We start from the raw sequence: 15,309 nt of genomic DNA on the forward strand, positions 1-15,309 counted from the left end.
AGAGAACAGGCATGACACGCATCCATCTGGAGCGACGCCCTTTGAAATGGCGCGTGGCACGAAGCCTCGCGGCCCTTCTGCTCGGCCTTGGCTGCGGCATCGCGACGGCCGCCCCGGCGCCGGGCGACACCGGGTCCGGGCGTGAGAACCCGGGCGCGACAACGGAGCCCCTGGTCGAGACGAGATTGCGGCGCATGTCGGCGACGCTGACGGCGGCAACGGCCTTCACCGTGCGCACCAGCACGCTCCACGAGGGCGCATTGGCCAACGGGCAGCGCGTCCTGCTCGGTGGCAGTGCGGCCCTCGCGATCAGCAAGCCCGATCGTCTGGCTGCCTCGGTCGGCAGCGATCTCGGCAGCTTCACCCTGTCCTACGACGGCTCCACCGTGACGCTGCTCAACCCCGTGGCGAACGTCTATGCGGCCAGCCCGCTCTCGGGCGATCTCGAGCGTGCGGTGGGCTGGCTCGAGGATCGGCTCGGCATCGACATCGCGGTGCGGCCCTTCCTCGCGGCCGATCCCTACGCGGCTCTCGTTTCCGGCAGCGAGACGACAGGCGTCGTCGTCGGCCGCAGCGTCGTGCGCGGCATCGCGGTCGACCATTTCGCGCTCCGCAATCCCGCCGTGGACTGGGAGATCTGGCTGGAGGCCGGCTCCCGCGCGCTGCCGCTGCGGATCTCGCTGACGGGACGGGGCGAAGACACCCCAGGCCGGATCACCATCGACTTCGAGGACTGGAACCTGTCGCCGCGCCTCGCCGCGAACGCCTTCAACTTCGTGCCGCCGCCAGGGGCGGTCCCCGCAACGCTGGCGCTTCGTCCGGAAGGAGCGTCGCCGTGATCTCGCGTCGGACCCTCTATTTGCTTGGCGGCGCTTGCCTGCTGGCCTTGGCCACGCCGGCCAGCCAGCGCGCGGCGGCCTGGACCACCGCCACGGGGCCGCGCGGCGGCAGCGCCGTGGTGGGGCATCGCGGGGCTTTCGGGGTTGGGCCTCATGGGGGAGCCGCCGCCGTCGGCCCGCGTGGCGCCGTCGCCGTGGGGCCCTACGGGCGAGCCGGCGCCGTCGTGCGGCCAGGCTATCGCTCGCCGGTCGTCGCGGTCCCCGTGGTTCCCGTCTATCCCGGCTATGCGCGTCCGGTCGCGCCGCTGGCCGGGACCATCGCCGCCGGAATCGTGGCCGGCACGGTCGCGGGCGCGATCGCGGGTTCGGCCGAGGCCCGCGCGATTGTCCCTTCCCCGGCGGGGCTGACGACCGGCGCGACGATCGCCGTGCTGCCGGGTGGTTGCACGACGCAGCGAGCGGGCTCCGTCACCTACTACCGCTGCGGCCAAGCCTGGCTGCGGCCGTACATGCAGGGCCCGGACGTCGTCTACCTGGTGGTTCCGCCACCGTGACCAGCGGCGCACCGCTCCCCGCAACGCCAGCTCCAACTGAACAAGGTTCCTGATCATGACGCTTCAACGTCGAATTCTGCTCGGCACCGGCGGCGCCCTCGCGGGTGCCGGCCTGCTCCGGTCCGCATGGGCGCAGACCGCGGCCGCGAACCCTGTTCCGATGGCGGCGCCCGACGAGGCACGCCTCATCGCCCGCGAGGCCTATCTCTATTTCTATCCGCTCGTGACGATGGAAATGACCCGGCGCCAGGTCACGAACATCGAAGCCGGTCGGATGCCGGGCCGCGGCCCCATGAATTCCTTCGTGCATATCCGCGCCTATCCGGGCGCCGAGTTCCGGGAGGTGGTGCGGCCCAACTTCGACACGCTCTACTCGGTCGCCTGGCTGGACCTGACCCAGGGGCCGATGGTCGTCTCCACGCCGGACACCGGCGGCCGCTACTACCTCCTGCAGATGCTCGACATGTGGAGCGACTCCTTCGCCGTCCCCGGCCAGCGCACCAGCGGGACGCAGGCCGCCGAGTTCGCCGTTGTCCCGCGCGGCTGGACCGGCGCCCTGCCGGCGGGCCTGCGTCGGATCGACGCGCCGACGCCCTATGTCTGGATCGTGGGGCGGACGCAGACCAACGGCCCGTCCGACTATCCGGCCGTGCACCAGGTGCAGGACGGCCTCCGCATCACGTCGTTGGCGCGGCGCGGCCAGCCCGCGCTGCCGCCGAGCGTGACGATCGACCCGGGCGTGGACATGCGGACGCCGCCGAAGGTGCAGGTCGATACCATGCAGCCCGCTGCCTATTTCGGCATGGCGGCGGAGCTGATGAGGCTGCACCCACCGCACGACTCCGATTGGTCGCTCGTCGCGCGACTGGCCCGCATCGGCATCGTCCCTGGGCAGGGCTTCGACCCGCAGGCGCTGTCTCCGGCGCTGCGCCAGGCCCTCGGGGAGGGCGCGGCCGACGGCGCGCGTCTCATGGTCGAGAAGCTGCCGACCATCGCCCGGGTGGTGCGTGGCTGGCAGATGAATACCGACACCATCGGCGTCTACGGCAATTCCTATCTCCAGCGCGCCATCATCGCGCAGCTCGGCCTCGGGGCGAACCCGCCGGAGGATGCGGTCTACCCGTTGAGCATCGCCGATGCCCGGGGCAATCCCCTGACGGGCGAAGGCCGCTACACCATGCATTTCGAGAAGGCCGAGCTGCCGCCGGTCAATGCGTTCTGGTCGCTGACGCTGTATGATGCCGACGGCTTCCAGGTCGCCAATCCGCTGAACCGCTTCGCCATCGGCGATCGCGACACGCTCACCTACAACGCGGACGGCTCGCTCGACCTCCACATCCAGCATGAGGATCCAGGCGCCGAGAAGCGGCCGAACTGGCTGCCTTCGCCGCCACGCGGCCCGATCAGCCTGGCAATGCGGCTCTATGCACCCAAGGCCGCCGTGCTCAACGGCAGCTGGGCGCCGCCCGCGATCCAGAAGCTCTGAGTCGAGGCACGTCGGTTATGAACCGTCACGAGAGCGGGCGCGCGCGCCGTATGCGCGTCATCGCGACAGCGTCGCTCCTCTCGGTTGCCGCGGCGACGGGCGTGGCGGCGCAGCAGCCGCCCGCCGTGCCGTCGCCCACGGCCGATCCATCGGCGTGGCGATTCAACATCGCGCCCTATCTCTGGCTGCCGGAGATCAGCACGGGGCTCCGCTTCGACCTGCCCGCCGCCCTCGGCGGAAGGCTGAACACCACGGCATCGAGCAGCCCGGGCGACTACCTGCCCGGGCTCAACTTCGCGGCGATGCTTTCGGCCGAGGCCCGGCGCGGCCGCTTCTCCGTGCTGACCGACCTGATGTTCATGGATGTGGGAGCGAAGGAGACCGACATCCGCTCGCTCGACTTCTTCGGCCTGCCGTCGCGCCCGATCTCCCGGTCCCTGCAGACCGGGACGGGCACCGTGCTTCGGACGACGATCTGGACCCTCGCCGGCGGTTATACCGCGCTCCAGGGCGACTGGGGCCATCTCGACGTGCTCGCGGGCTTTCGTCTCGCCGATGTCGAGGCGCGCACGGATTACCGACTGCAGCTCAACGTCGCCGGCCCTCGCGGCAACGGCGCCAGCTTCGGCGGATCGGGACGCGTCTCGACGCGGACCGACATCTGGAACGGGATCGCCGGCTTCCGCGGCAGCCTGAACCTCGGGCAGACGGGCTTCTTCATGCCCTACTACTTCGACATCGGCACCGGAGGGTCTGATCTGACCTGGCAGGCCGCTTCCGGGATCGGCTACCGAATGGGCAGCGTGAGCCTGTCGGCCCTCTACCGGCATCTGTCCTTCGAGCAAAGCAGCCGCTCCACGGTTCAGAGCCTGTCGCTCGGCGGCCCGATGTTCGTGGTCAATGTGAGCTTCTGAGCAGACTGGAAAAAACACGATATGCCTCAGCTCTCCCGCCGCTCCGCGCTCCTCCTCGGGGGCGGCACCCTTTCCGGCTGCGCCCTGCCGGTCCGCGAGCCCGCCGTACCGAGCGGCCAGTCTCACCGCGCCTCCGTGCTGGGCCTGCCGAACGAGCGCTTCCTTGCCGGAGACGGCTCCGCGGCGATCACGCAGGAATACATGGCAGCCCTCGCACGACGGCGCGCTTTCCTCGGCCTGAGCCCGAACGAGGCGAACCCGCCGCTTCACTTGCTGGCGATCTCCGGTGGCGGCGAGGATGGAGCCTTCGGCGCCGGCCTGCTCAACGGCTGGTCGCAGCAAGGTTCGCGTCCCGTCTTCAACCTCGTCACCGGCGTCAGTACGGGTGCCCTGACGGCACCCTTTGCCTTCGTCGGCGCCTCGGCGGATGCCGCGCTGAAACAAGTCTATACCGGCATCACGCTGGCCGATGTCGCCGTTGAGCGCCACTTCACCGCCGCGATCTTCGACGACGCGATGTCCGACACAACGCCGCTCTTCGCGACCATCTCCCGGCAGATGGATACCGCCATGCTGTCGGCCATCGCGCAGGGATACCGCGAGGGGCGACTGCTGCTCGTGGGGACCACCAATCTCGACACCCAGCTGCCGGTGATCTGGAACATCGGCGCCATCGCCAATAGCAATGATCCGCGGGCACCGAACCTGATCCGGCGTATCCTGCTGGCCTCCGCGGCGATACCCGGCGTCTTCCCGCCGGTGCTCTTCGACGTGGAGGTGGACGGACGGACGTATCATGAGCTGCACGTCGACGGCGGTGCAGTGGCACAGGCCTTCCTCTATCCCACGGCCGTGGCGGAGCACCGGCGCGCCAGCATTCGTGCCCGTAGACCGGTGCCGCCGGTCCATGCCTGGATGATCCGCAACGCCCGCCTGGATTCAGACTGGGCTTCGACCAACCGGCGGACGGTGAGCATCGCCCAACGCGCGATCGCCACCATGACCGCCTCCAGCGGCTACAATGACGCGGTTCGCATCTGGCTGAACGCCGAGCGCGACGGCGTCGAGTTCCGCATGGCCTATATCGGGCGCGACTTCACGGTCGCCTATGAAAAGCCTTTCGATCAGGCTTACATGACGCCGCTGTTCAACTATGGATTTGAGAAGGCACGGGCGGGCTATCAGTGGTCGCGTCAGCCGCCGTTTACCTCATAGATATTTGCGAGAAGCCGCATTTCTCTGCGACAGAGCTGGGATGAAGCTGCTTATTTGAGTGTATTTGCAAAATTTTAACAAGTTTATTTTCTGATTTACCGATTTTATCACGAAATTCTACTATCCCATCATGAATCAGACATCATAAATATCGATCTATACCTGTAAATCTGGAAATTAATGTTTTATATTATTTAAAAATAGATTTAATTAAATAATTATACTGAACGCCATCCAAAATTAATGCCGATTCACATCGGACTACCGGCTTCTTCCACACCCTCCTTCACCTCGCGAAACAGGTCCACATAGCGGTTACCGGCGCCGACCGTGCCGAGCCGCTTCTGGGCGGCCGGGAACATCGGCATGGCGTCGGCGGCGAGCCAGGCGTCGCGGGTATCGAAGAGTGGATGCTCCACAGGCTCGTCGTTCACGCGCCCCACGCCGAAGGAGATGCGCTCGCTCGACGGTCGAGAGTTCGGCTCGGTGCGGGTTTTCCACGATTTCCCAGAGGTGAAGGGGCGGCTGTGACGATGTTTTCTGTCTCACCGCAGCTCTCAACGCTGAGAAGCGATCAGCCGAAACCACCCTGCGGTCTGGTCGTCACCGTCAACACAACACAAGCGCCAGTTGCTATAACTTCGCCGAGATTCCCCCCACGCCCGTCGCGAACTCCAGCTGCGCCAGCGCGGTGAGGTACTGCGCCCGCGCATCGTTCGCCGCGACCCGCGTCGCGTTCAGCGTGCGCAGCGCGTCCAGCACATCGAGCAGGTTGCGGCCGCCGGCGAGATAGGCCTGCTCGGAGCTGCGATAGGCCTGCTCCGCCCGGCTCAGCGCGCCGCCGGTGTAAAGGCGTAGCAGGGCGCGTGCCTGCTCGTAGGCGGACCAGGCGGTGGCAAAGTCGGCTCGGGCCTGGAGGAGCGTGTTCTGCGCCTGAGCCTCGCTCTGGGCCTGCTCGCCCTGGGCGGCGCCGATGTTGCCCCGCGTGATCCGGCTGGTGAAGATCGGCACCGACAGGCCGAGGGTGAACTGGTTGCTGGCGGTCAGCGGGTAGCCCGCATTGGGCGCGTCCTGCGACAGCCGCGACCGGCTCCAGCCCCCATCCACCGTCACGTCGCGCCAACGTTGCGCTTCGGTCAGCGCGGTATTGGCGCCGGCGGCCGAGGCCTGGCGCGAGGCCACGACCACATCCGCGCGGCTCTGCACCGCATCACCCAGCGTGCCGCGCGAGACGCCGATATCGGGCACCGTGTCGAACCGGCCGCGCACGTCGATGGCCAAAGCCGGCAGCGCCACGCGCATCGGGTCGCGGCTCGGCGCTGGAGCCCGCACGGAGGCGGCGGCGTCGAGCGCCAGGGACACGGCCACCTGCGCCACCGCGGCGGCATAGGCCTGGGCGGCGGTGGTCACGTCGGCTTCGAAGGGCACGCGGCTCGCCTGGAAGCGGAGCAGGTCGCCCTCGGGCAGCGCGCCGTCCTGGAGCTGGCGGCGCAGCAGCGCCTCGGTGCGGTCGAGGCTGCCGCGATTGGCCAGCGCGACCTCGAGATTGGCGCGCGCGGCGAGAGCGGCGATGAAGTTCTGGCGCAGCGCGAAGATCTGGTTGCGCAGGGCATCGAGCACCTGCGCCTCGGCCACCGCGATGTTCTCATTGGCGTAGCGGGTGCGCAGCTCGCGCTTGCCGCCGAGCTCCACCAGAACCTGCAGCCCGATACTGATGTTGTTGTTGGGACCATGGAAGCGCGCGCCGCGGATGCCGCTGCTCTGGGTCTCGTTGAACTCACCGACAGTGTTGCCGGCGCTCAACTGGGCCGGCGGGAGGGAGGAGGCGACGAGCCGCTGCGCACGGGCTACGTCGATGCCGCGCTGGGCGGCAATCACGGTGAGGTTGCGGTCCAGCAGCAGGCGCTCAGCCTCGGCCATCGTCACCACTCGGGCATGGCCGGGCAGCGGCAGGACCTGCATGCCGGCGCCAGCAGATCTCGGTTGCGCCTGAGCGAGAGCAAAAGACGCAGGGCAGCACAAGGCCACGACAAGAGTGGAACGCAGCATGAAGCGGCCCGGACGGTGAATACGCGCGGTCATCACATATCCTATGAAGTCAGAATTGAGCGAAGGGGCGCACCAATCCCGGATCCGATGCGCTCGCGACGAGGCGAGCCCCGGTCGGGAGCGGCACAAAGACGGCAAGTTGTGGGATCGGCCGCATCGTGGACGCGCCGGCAAAATCAATCGATGCGCGTCGCCCGATCGATGAAGAGCGCACCGCCGGTGACGATCCTCTCGCCCACGGCAAGGCCAGCCTGAGCCTGAATGATCCCGTCCTGGCGAACGCCGAGGGTGATCGGCCGCATGATGAAGCGATCGTCCGCCAGGGCCAGCCAGACACTCGTCTCGTCGCCACGGACAACCACCGCGCTGGCAGGAATCGCGGGCGCGAGGGACGCTTCGCCCACGCTGATATGGAAGGTGGCGAACATCTCCGGACGCAACTCGCCATTCGGGTCCAGAATCTCCGCCATGACGGTGAGGCGCCGGGTGGTCGGGTCGAGGCCCGCGGCAGTGCGCACGATCCGCGCGTCGAAGCGTTGGTCCGGAAGAGCGCCGACCGTGACGTCCACGCGCTGATCGATGCGGATGGCCGGCACGTCCATCTCGCGAACATTGGCTACGAGCCACATGGTCGAGAGATCGGTGATGGTGAAGACGGGATCGCCCTGCCCGGCTGTCAGCCATTGGCCGGGACCGGCGCGGCGCTGGGTGACGGTGCCGGCGAGCGGCGCGGTGACGGTGATGACGCCGCTGACCTGGCGGGTGCGCTCGATCTCGGCGATCTGCTCGGGCGTGCGGCCCAGCACGCGCAGGCGGTCGCGATTGGCCTCGGCCTGGGCATTAGCGCTGCGCAGATCGGACTCGGCCGAAGCCGAGGCGGCGCGCGCCTGCTCGACCTCGCGCTGCGAGGTGGCGCGGGCGGAGAAGAGCGAGGCCTGGCGGGTATCCTCGCGCCGGGCCTGGGCCAAGGCGACATTGGCCTTCTGGACGTTGTCCAGCGCGCCGAGCAGGTCGTTGGCGGCGCCGGTCACGTCCGGCGTTTCGATCTCGTAGAGCAACGCACCGGCCTCAACCCGATCGCCGACGCGGGCGAAAGCGCGCGTCACGCGGCCCGTATAGGGGGAGAGCATGGGGGTGGAGCGGTCGTCGTTATAGGCGATGCGGCCCTCGGCGATGCGCTCGGGGCGGAATTCGCGGCTGGTGACCGGCTCGATGCGCAGCGCGCGAAGCTCGGAGGCGTTGAGGCGGAATTCACTGTAGCCCGCATCGTTGCTCGCAGCGACGCGGGGGACGGGCTTCGCCGCCTCCTGCGGCCACAGCAACACGGCTGCGCCGCCGACGGCCAGGGCGCCGCCCAGGACGTACCAGCTCCTGCGGGATTTGCCGGAGGGGGCGGCGACGGGCTCCGCAGAGGCGAGCGACTGCTGGCTCCGATCGATCTGGGAGGACTTTTGATCAAGCAGGGTCATGGCGATTCCATCCAGAAGGCGCTAATCGGCTCGCGGCGGGCCAAAGATTAACCAAATCTGAACAGATTGAATAACTTAAATTTCTGTAATTTTTTGATCTGTGCACAGAAAGCCTCTCAAAGCCAATGCGGCTCTCCATTTAACCAATTGAATTTACTAAATTAAATTATCATAGAAATTTTTGACTCACATTGAAGCTGAACAATTGCTGAATCAGTTTGACATGATTGAGCGAAGCTGAACATAAACTGAATGAATTGAGGTCGTCACAAACTGGGTGGTTCATGCGTCAGCTCATCGCATTCTCACTGCAAAAACGCGCGTTGGTTGTCCTGCTCTTCATCGCCTTCGTCGCCGCCGGTGCCTTCGGCTTCGTGCGGCTCAATATCGAGGCTTACCCCGATCCCGTGCCGCCAACGGTCGTGGTGATCACCCAGAGCACGGGTCAAAGCGCCGAGGAAATCGAGCGCTACATCACCATCCCCATCGAGGTGGGCATGTCCGGGATGCCTAACCTGCGCACCACCCGCAGCACCAGCCTCTTCGGCCTGTCTGTCGTGCAGGCGCAGTTCACCTACGGGGTCAATTACGAGCAGGCGCAGCAATACGTGCTGAACCGCCTGGGCCAGATCAACCTGCCCAGTGGCGTGCTGGCCGAGATCAGCCCCTGGTCTCCCATCGGCGAGATCCTCCGCTACCGGGTGGAAGGCCCCCCCGGCTTCAGTCCCGCCGATCTGCGGGTCATCCAGGACTGGATCCTGCAGCGGCGGTTCAAGCGCGTCCCCGGCGTCGTCGACGTCACCGCCTATGGCGGCCCGAGCAAGGCCTTCAACGTCGTGATCGACCTCCCCCGGCTCTCGGCCTACGGGCTCAGCATCCGCCAGGTCGCGGATGCGCTGGGCCAGGGCGGCGCCACGGTCGGTGCGGGCATCGTCAACGTCGGCCCCCAGGCGGCGGTGGTCCAGGGAATAGGGCTGATCCGTCAGATCGAGGATATCGGCAACGTCGTCCTGACCGCTTCCGGAGGCGTGCCGGTGCTGGTGAGCGACGTTGCCCGGATAGAGGTGAGCAGCCTGCCCCGCCTGGGCATCGCCGGCCAGGACGCGGCGGACGACGTGGTCATGGGCGTGGTGCTGATGCGCCGCGGCGAGGAGACGCTGCCCACCATCCGGGCCGTGCAGGAGGAACTCCGCACGCTCAATGCCGGCGGCATCCTCCCCCCGGGCGTGCACATCGTGCCGATCTACGACCGGCGCGAGCTGGTGGACCAGACCACGCACCACGTCGTGAAGAACATCATCATCGGCATCTGCCTGGTCGTCTTCATCCAGTGGATCTTCCTGGGTGACCTGCGTGGCGCGCTCGTGGTCGGCGCCACCATCCCCTTCGCCTTCTTCTTCGCCGTCATCATCATGCTGTTACGGGGTGAGAGCGCCAATCTGCTCAGCCTCGGCAGTCTCGACTTCGGGCTGCTGGTGGATGCGACCGTCATCCTCGTCGAGAACATCTACCGCCACCTGCACATGGCCCATCAAGGACGCTCGTCCAGGCTACGGGGCTCTCCACGCGGGCTGTCCCGCGTTCACATGACCATCCTGACCGCCGGTGCCGAAGTCGCGACGCCGATCTTCTTCTCGGCGCTCATCATCGTCGCCGCCTTCCTGCCGCTCTTCACCATGGGCGGCATCGAGGGCCGCATCTTCGGACCCATGGCCAAGACCTATGCCTATGCCATCGCCGGCGCGATGATCGCGACCTTCACCGTGGCGCCCGCTTTGGCCGGCCTGCTGTTCAACGAGAACACGCGGGAGCGGACCATGCCGATCGTCCGCTGGCTCGCCGTCGCGCATCAGTGGCTGTACAGCCGCGCGATGGCCGCCCGCGCCGCCACGCTCGGCCTCGCGCTGGTGCTGCTGGCCGCCGGCGGCTTCCAGTTCTCGCGCCTGGGCGGCGAGTTCCTGCCGACGCTGGAGGAGGGCAGCATCTGGATGCGCGCCACCCTGCCCGCGACCATCTCGCTCGAGGAGGGCAACGAGACGGTGAATCGCCTGCGCCGCGCGGTGACCGAATTTCCGGAAGTGATCACCGTGACCTCGCAGCAGGGCCGCCCGGACGACGGAACGGACAGCGCCGGCTTCTTCAACGCGGAATTCTTCATCCCGCTGCGTCCGCAGGACACCTGGACCACCGCCCGCACCAAGGATGCGCTCGTGGCCGCGATCGAGACCCGCCTGCGAAGCGAATTCGTCGGGATCGACTTCAACTTCAGCCAGTACATCAGCGACAACGTCCAGGAGGCCGCCTCCGGCGTGAAGGGCGCCAATGCGCTGAAGGTGATCGGCCCCGAGCTCGACGTGCTCGCCCGCCTGGCGAACCAGATCCGCGGCGAGATGGCGCAGGTCCCGGGCATCACCGATCTCGCGGCCTTCCGCACGCTGGGCCAGCCGACGATCTCCATTCGCATCAATCGAGAGCGCGCCGCCCGCTACGGCCTCAGCATCAACGATATCAACTCGGCCATCCAGGCGGCCATCGGCGGGCAGGAAGCGGCGCGCCTCTATGAGGAGGGCTCGGACCGCAACTTCCCGATCATGATCCGGCTGGCCGCCCCCCATCGCCAGGATATCGAGGCGATCGGCAGGGTCCCCGTCGATGCGACATCAGGGGCATCGCTGCGGGATGTGGCGGACATCCGCTTCGTCTCCGGCGCCAGCTACATCTACCGCGAGGACAGCGCGCGCTACGTGCCCGTGAAGTTCTCCGTCCGCGGCCGTGACCCGCAGAGCGCGGTGACCGAGGCGGAGGAGCGTGTGCTCCGCAACGTCGAGCTGCCGCCCGGCTACCGTCTCGAATGGGTGGGCGAGTTCCGCAATCTCCAGGACGCGATCACACGCCTCAAGCTCGTGGTTCCGCTCGCCCTCGCTCTCATCGCGGTGCTGCTCTACGTCCAGTTCAACTCGATCCGCGACACGTTGCTCATCATGGCGATCCTGCCGCTCTCCTGCATCGGCGGTGTCACCGCGCTCGATGCCGTCGGTCTGTCCTTCAGCATCCCGGCGGCGATCGGCTTCCTCGCCCTCTTCGGCATCACCGTCATGGAGGGCATCATCCTGCTCTCGCACTTCCGGTTGCTGCAGACGCAGGGACTGGAGTGGAAGGACGCCATCCATCAATGCGGCGTGGACCGGATGCGGCCGGTGATGATGACCTGCATGGCGGCGATGGTGGGGCTGCTGCCCATGGCCCTGGCCAGCGGCATCGGCAGCGACCTTCAGCGACCGCTCGCGGTCGTCGTGGTCGGCGGCACCACCGTCCTGCCGCTCATCATCCTGATCGTCCTGCCCATCCTGATCGACCTCTTCGGCCGCAGCAGAGCCGAGGCGCGAGGGACGCATCCCGCCTCCGGTGAACAATACCCGCCGCTGAAGCCAGGGGCCGCCCACTGAATGTCGCGCCCGAGGTCCGCTTCCGCGAAGGCGGACCCGGGTGGCGGCGCAAGCCCGCCTGCCGCCCATTGCAACCACTCCGATCCGTTGACCCATGGGGATGGCCATTCAGGCTTTCGCCCACCGCCCCTCATGGGCTGAAGCATTATCTCGATCCAGCATCAGGAGATATTATGAGAAATTTCATCGCCACTGCACTAATATCTATTTCCATAACGGCATGCTCGAATCCAGAATCTATTGGGGAAATTCAGATCGGCATGACGAAGCAGCAAGTTATCGCCGTCCTGGGAGATCCGGTGAGTGTGCATACACGAAACAACACGGAATCTATGCAATACAGAATTTACATGGGCCTGACGGCCGACCCTAGATATCAAACCCATTTTGTAAATCTGACGAATGGGCGCGTCGTGGGCTACGGCGAGTAAATTCAAATCGAGACGGGGTTCATTTTCCTGGACGGGGCAACGCCACCGGGTCATCCGGTGGTTCGCTTCTGTCCCTGGCACATTACTCCTTCCGCCGGAATTCAAGCCGTCGCCTTCCCTCACCTCGCCCTGCATCAGGGATGTTGCACGCGGCCCTTGCCACAGCCCTGCTCCATTCCAATCCTTCCCAAAGGGATCGACCTCTGCCGCAACCCGGCCGCCCTGAACTCGTTGGTCCTGAAGCAAAATGGAGAGCGTCCCCATGTCCGACCGTTTCCTCGACGACCGCCGCTCCGGCCTGGAAGAGGCCTTCTTCGCGCAGCAGAACGAGGAGCTCCGCCGCCGTCTGGCCGAGGCCGGCGCACAGTCCGACCGCCGTGCGGCCCTCGCCACCGCATCCCACATCGAGGATGCCGCCGTGCTGGACCGGATCCTCGCTCTGGGCCTGGGCCCCGAGACGCTCTCCGCCCTGACCCTGGTGCCGCTGGTGCTCGTCGCCTGGGCGGATGGCGACCTGTCGGGCCTCGAGATCGACGCGGTGATGGACGCCGCGGCGCAGGGCGGCATCCATCACGCCGCGCCCGGCCACGCGCTCCTGGAGAGCTGGCTGCGCCAGAAGCCCGGTCCGGAACTCGCCGCCGCCTGGAAGGACTATGTGCGCGCCTTGACCAAGCCGATGGACCTCCACGCCCGCCGCGAGCTCGAGCTCCAGGTGATGGGCCAGGCGCACAAGGTGGCGGATGCGGCCGGCGGGTTCCTGGGGCTGACCTCGCGCGTCTCCCAGGCGGAAAGCGAGATGCTCTCGGACCTCAGCGCCGCCTTCCATCCCTAGCCGCGGCCTGGCCGGGCGCATGCGGCCGCTTGCTCCATGCGCCCGGTCCCTCGAAAATGGCGGCATGACCCGCATCTTCCGTCGCGCCCTGCTCGCGACTCCCCTGGCCGCGCCCGCCTTGGCGCAGACCGGATTTCCCAACCGGCCCATCCGGCTGGTTGTGCCCTGGCTTCCGGGCGGTTCCGCGGATCATCTGCGGCTGCTGGCGGAGCTCGCGGGGCGCAATCTCGGCCAGCCCATCGTCACCGAGAACCGCCCCGGCGTGAGCGGCACGCTGGGCCCGACACTGCTGGCGCAGGAGCCGCGCGGCGACGGCCACATGATCGGCCAGATCCCCATCACCGCCTTCCGCATCCCCGCAATGATGCGCCGCCCGCCCTTCGACCCGATGGCCGACTTCACCTGGGTGATCCACCTCTCCGGCTATTGCTTCGGCGTGGTGGTGCGCGGCGACAGCCCCTATCGGAGCTGGGAGGACCTGCTCGCCCATGCCAAGGCGAATCCCGGCCGGGTGAGCTATGCCTCCCCCGGCGCGGGATCGAGCTCGCACATCGCCATGGAGCGCATCGCCGCCGAGACCGGCGCGCCCTTCCTGCACGTTCCCTATCGCGGCGGCACCGACACGGCCCAGGCGCTGCTCAGCGGCGCGGTGGACTGCACCGCCGACAGCACGAGCTGGGCGCCGCTGGTGCAGGACGGCACCTTCCGCCTGCTCGTCACCTGGGGGGCAGAGCGCGCGCGCGGCTTCCCCGAGGTGCGCACGCTGCGCGAGACGGGCATCGACATCGTCTCCGACAGCCCCTTCGGCCTGGCCGCGCCCAAGAACACCGACCCCGGCCTCGTTCGCGCCTTGCATGATGCGATCAAGCCCGCGCTGCTCGACCCGAGGCACGTCGCCATGCTGGACCGCTTCGACATGCCGCTGCGCTACATGGGCCCCGAGGACTACGCGGCCTTCGCGCGGCGGCTGAACCAGGAGGAGGGCGACGCGGTGCGTCGCCTGGGCCTGCGGATGGATTGAGGCGGCCAGCGGGCCTCGGCCTTGCCGGTCCGCCGAGTTGCGGCAATGCTCGGGAGAGAGCAACAACGAGGAACGACATGTCCAATATCACCCGCCGCAGCGCCCTCGCGTTGCCCTTGGCGGCTGGCCTCGCCGCGCCCGCCTATTCGCAGCAGAATTTCCCGAGCCGACCCATCCGCATGCTCGTTCCCTGGGCGCCCGGCGGCACCTCCGACATCGCCATGCGCGCCTTGTGCGAGGCCGCCTCCAAGCGGCTCGGCCAGCCGGTCATCGTGGAGAACCGCGCCGGCGCGGGAGGCGTGCTCGGGGCGCAGTTCCTGCTCTCCACCCCGGCGGACGGCTATACGCTCAGCCAGTTCCCCATCAGCGTGATGCGCCAGCCGCTGCTCAACAGCCGCCCGCTCTTCGATCCGCTGGCGGACTTCACCTATATCTCGCTGATCACCGGCTATCTCTTCGGCATCGTGGTGCGCGCGGACGCGCCCTGGCAGACGCTGGCCGAGCTCCTCGAGGCCGCGCGGCGCGAGCCGGGCAAGCTCAACTACGGCTCGCCGGGCGTCGGCACCTCGCTGCACCTCACCATGGAGCAGATCGCCAAGTCGAAGAGCATCGAGTGGACGCATGTGCCCTTCCGCGGCGTCGCGGAGAACATGCAGGCCCTGCTGGGCGGGCAGATCCACATCCTCGCCGACAGCTCGGGCTGGGGACCGCAGGTGCAGGACGGGCGGATGCGCTGCCTCGCCGTCTGGAGCGAGGGGCGCGCCAAGTCCTTCCCCAACGTGCCCACGCTGCGCGAGAGCGGCATCGACATCGTCTCGGTCAGCCCCTACGGCATCGGCGGGCCGAAGGGCATGGATGCGGGCATCACCCGCGCGCTGGACGAGGCCTTCAAGGGCGCCGTGACCGACGCGCTGCATATCAGCGTGCTCGATCGCTACGACATGGCGCCGATGTACAAGAACAGCGCAGACTACACGGCCTATGTGCGCCAGACCATGGAGGAGGAGCGCAAGCTCATCCAGGAGCTCGGCCTGCGGCTGAGCTGAAACGGCG

General features: G+C 67.4%; 13 protein-coding genes. 10 read left to right on the plus strand and 3 right to left on the minus strand.

Features of this window, described 5'->3' with window-relative positions:
- Positions 1-11 precede the first annotated feature (11 nt).
- The 5 genes from ACO057_RS23325 to ACO057_RS23345 all read left to right on the plus strand — a co-directional run bounded on the left by ACO057_RS23325 (position 12) and on the right by ACO057_RS23345 (position 5,008).
- The gene (locus ACO057_RS23325; protein WP_421996032.1) at positions 12-839 is read left to right on the plus strand and encodes a DUF2092 domain-containing protein; all 828 of its coding nucleotides are present in this window, start codon (positions 12-14) and stop codon (positions 837-839) included.
- Positions 836-1,393, plus strand: a complete 558-nt coding sequence (locus tag ACO057_RS23330; RefSeq protein ID WP_421996034.1) for a hypothetical protein — start codon at positions 836-838, stop codon at positions 1,391-1,393. The genes ACO057_RS23325 and ACO057_RS23330 overlap by 4 nt, the downstream gene beginning before the upstream one ends.
- A gap of 55 nt (positions 1,394-1,448) precedes the next feature.
- Positions 1,449-2,879 (plus strand): DUF1254 domain-containing protein, encoded by a 1,431-nt coding sequence (locus ACO057_RS23335; protein WP_421996036.1) that lies wholly within the window; start codon positions 1,449-1,451, stop codon positions 2,877-2,879.
- Positions 2,880-2,896: 17 nt separating this feature from the next.
- Positions 2,897-3,793: a hypothetical protein gene (locus tag ACO057_RS23340; protein WP_421996038.1), complete on the plus strand. Its 897-nt coding sequence runs from the start codon at positions 2,897-2,899 to the stop codon at positions 3,791-3,793.
- 135 nt (positions 3,794-3,928) lie between these two features.
- Positions 3,929-5,008 carry a patatin-like phospholipase family protein gene (locus ACO057_RS23345; protein ID WP_421996040.1) on the plus strand — a complete coding sequence of 360 codons (1,080 nt, stop codon included), beginning with the start codon at positions 3,929-3,931 and terminating at the stop codon, positions 5,006-5,008.
- Positions 5,009-5,259: 251 nt separating this feature from the next.
- Here the strand turns inward: ACO057_RS23345 and ACO057_RS23350 are convergent, their stop codons facing one another.
- The 3 genes from ACO057_RS23350 to ACO057_RS23360 all read right to left on the minus strand — a co-directional run bounded on the left by ACO057_RS23350 (position 5,260) and on the right by ACO057_RS23360 (position 8,526).
- The gene (locus ACO057_RS23350; protein WP_421996042.1) at positions 5,260-5,442 is read right to left on the minus strand and encodes a hypothetical protein; all 183 of its coding nucleotides are present in this window, start codon (positions 5,440-5,442) and stop codon (positions 5,260-5,262) included.
- Between the two features lie 199 nt (positions 5,443-5,641).
- On the minus strand, positions 5,642-6,970 hold the full coding sequence (locus ACO057_RS23355) for a TolC family protein (protein ID WP_421996044.1): 1,329 nt from the start codon (positions 6,968-6,970) through the stop codon (positions 5,642-5,644).
- A 263-nt stretch (positions 6,971-7,233) separates the two neighbouring features.
- Complete coding sequence (locus ACO057_RS23360; RefSeq protein WP_421996046.1) at positions 7,234-8,526, minus strand: efflux RND transporter periplasmic adaptor subunit; 1,293 nt, start codon at positions 8,524-8,526, stop codon at positions 7,234-7,236.
- Positions 8,527-8,810: 284 nt separating this feature from the next.
- Here ACO057_RS23360 and ACO057_RS23365 point away from each other — a divergent pair, with 284 nt between their 5' ends.
- The 5 genes from ACO057_RS23365 to ACO057_RS23385 all read left to right on the plus strand — a co-directional run bounded on the left by ACO057_RS23365 (position 8,811) and on the right by ACO057_RS23385 (position 15,302).
- Complete coding sequence (locus ACO057_RS23365; RefSeq protein WP_421996048.1) at positions 8,811-11,972, plus strand: efflux RND transporter permease subunit; 3,162 nt, start codon at positions 8,811-8,813, stop codon at positions 11,970-11,972.
- 173 nt (positions 11,973-12,145) lie between these two features.
- The gene (gene bamE / locus ACO057_RS23370; protein ID WP_421996050.1) at positions 12,146-12,403 is read left to right on the plus strand and encodes an outer membrane protein assembly factor BamE domain-containing protein; all 258 of its coding nucleotides are present in this window, start codon (positions 12,146-12,148) and stop codon (positions 12,401-12,403) included.
- A 262-nt stretch (positions 12,404-12,665) separates the two neighbouring features.
- The gene (locus ACO057_RS23375; protein WP_421996052.1) at positions 12,666-13,235 is read left to right on the plus strand and encodes a hypothetical protein; all 570 of its coding nucleotides are present in this window, start codon (positions 12,666-12,668) and stop codon (positions 13,233-13,235) included.
- Between the two features lie 64 nt (positions 13,236-13,299).
- Positions 13,300-14,256: a tripartite tricarboxylate transporter substrate binding protein gene (locus ACO057_RS23380; protein ID WP_421996054.1), complete on the plus strand. Its 957-nt coding sequence runs from the start codon at positions 13,300-13,302 to the stop codon at positions 14,254-14,256.
- 77 nt (positions 14,257-14,333) lie between these two features.
- A complete protein-coding gene (locus ACO057_RS23385) occupies positions 14,334-15,302 on the plus strand; it encodes a tripartite tricarboxylate transporter substrate binding protein (RefSeq protein ID WP_421996056.1) in 969 nt (322 codons plus the stop codon).
- Positions 15,303-15,309: the final 7 nt, after the last annotated feature.

Origin of the sequence: Roseococcus sp., from assembly GCF_965227005.1 — a bacterium.
GTDB lineage: Bacteria > Pseudomonadota > Alphaproteobacteria > Acetobacterales > Acetobacteraceae > Roseococcus.

Excerpts from the sequence above, each read along its gene's own strand:
- ACO057_RS23325 (WP_421996032.1), top strand. The coding sequence starts at position 12 with ATGACACGCATCCATCTGGAGCGACGCCCTTTGAAATGGCGCGTGGCA.
- ACO057_RS23335 (WP_421996036.1), top strand. The coding sequence starts at position 1,449 with ATGACGCTTCAACGTCGAATTCTGCTCGGCACCGGCGGCGCCCTCGCG.
- ACO057_RS23340 (WP_421996038.1), top strand. The coding sequence starts at position 2,897 with ATGAACCGTCACGAGAGCGGGCGCGCGCGCCGTATGCGCGTCATCGCG.
- ACO057_RS23355 (WP_421996044.1), bottom strand. The coding sequence starts at position 6,970 with ATGCAGGTCCTGCCGCTGCCCGGCCATGCCCGAGTGGTGACGATGGCC.
- ACO057_RS23360 (WP_421996046.1), bottom strand. The coding sequence starts at position 8,526 with ATGACCCTGCTTGATCAAAAGTCCTCCCAGATCGATCGGAGCCAGCAG.
- ACO057_RS23365 (WP_421996048.1), top strand. The coding sequence starts at position 8,811 with ATGCGTCAGCTCATCGCATTCTCACTGCAAAAACGCGCGTTGGTTGTC.
- bamE (WP_421996050.1), top strand. The coding sequence starts at position 12,146 with ATGAGAAATTTCATCGCCACTGCACTAATATCTATTTCCATAACGGCA.
- ACO057_RS23375 (WP_421996052.1), top strand. The coding sequence starts at position 12,666 with ATGTCCGACCGTTTCCTCGACGACCGCCGCTCCGGCCTGGAAGAGGCC.
- ACO057_RS23380 (WP_421996054.1), top strand. The coding sequence starts at position 13,300 with ATGACCCGCATCTTCCGTCGCGCCCTGCTCGCGACTCCCCTGGCCGCG.
- ACO057_RS23385 (WP_421996056.1), top strand. The coding sequence starts at position 14,334 with ATGTCCAATATCACCCGCCGCAGCGCCCTCGCGTTGCCCTTGGCGGCT.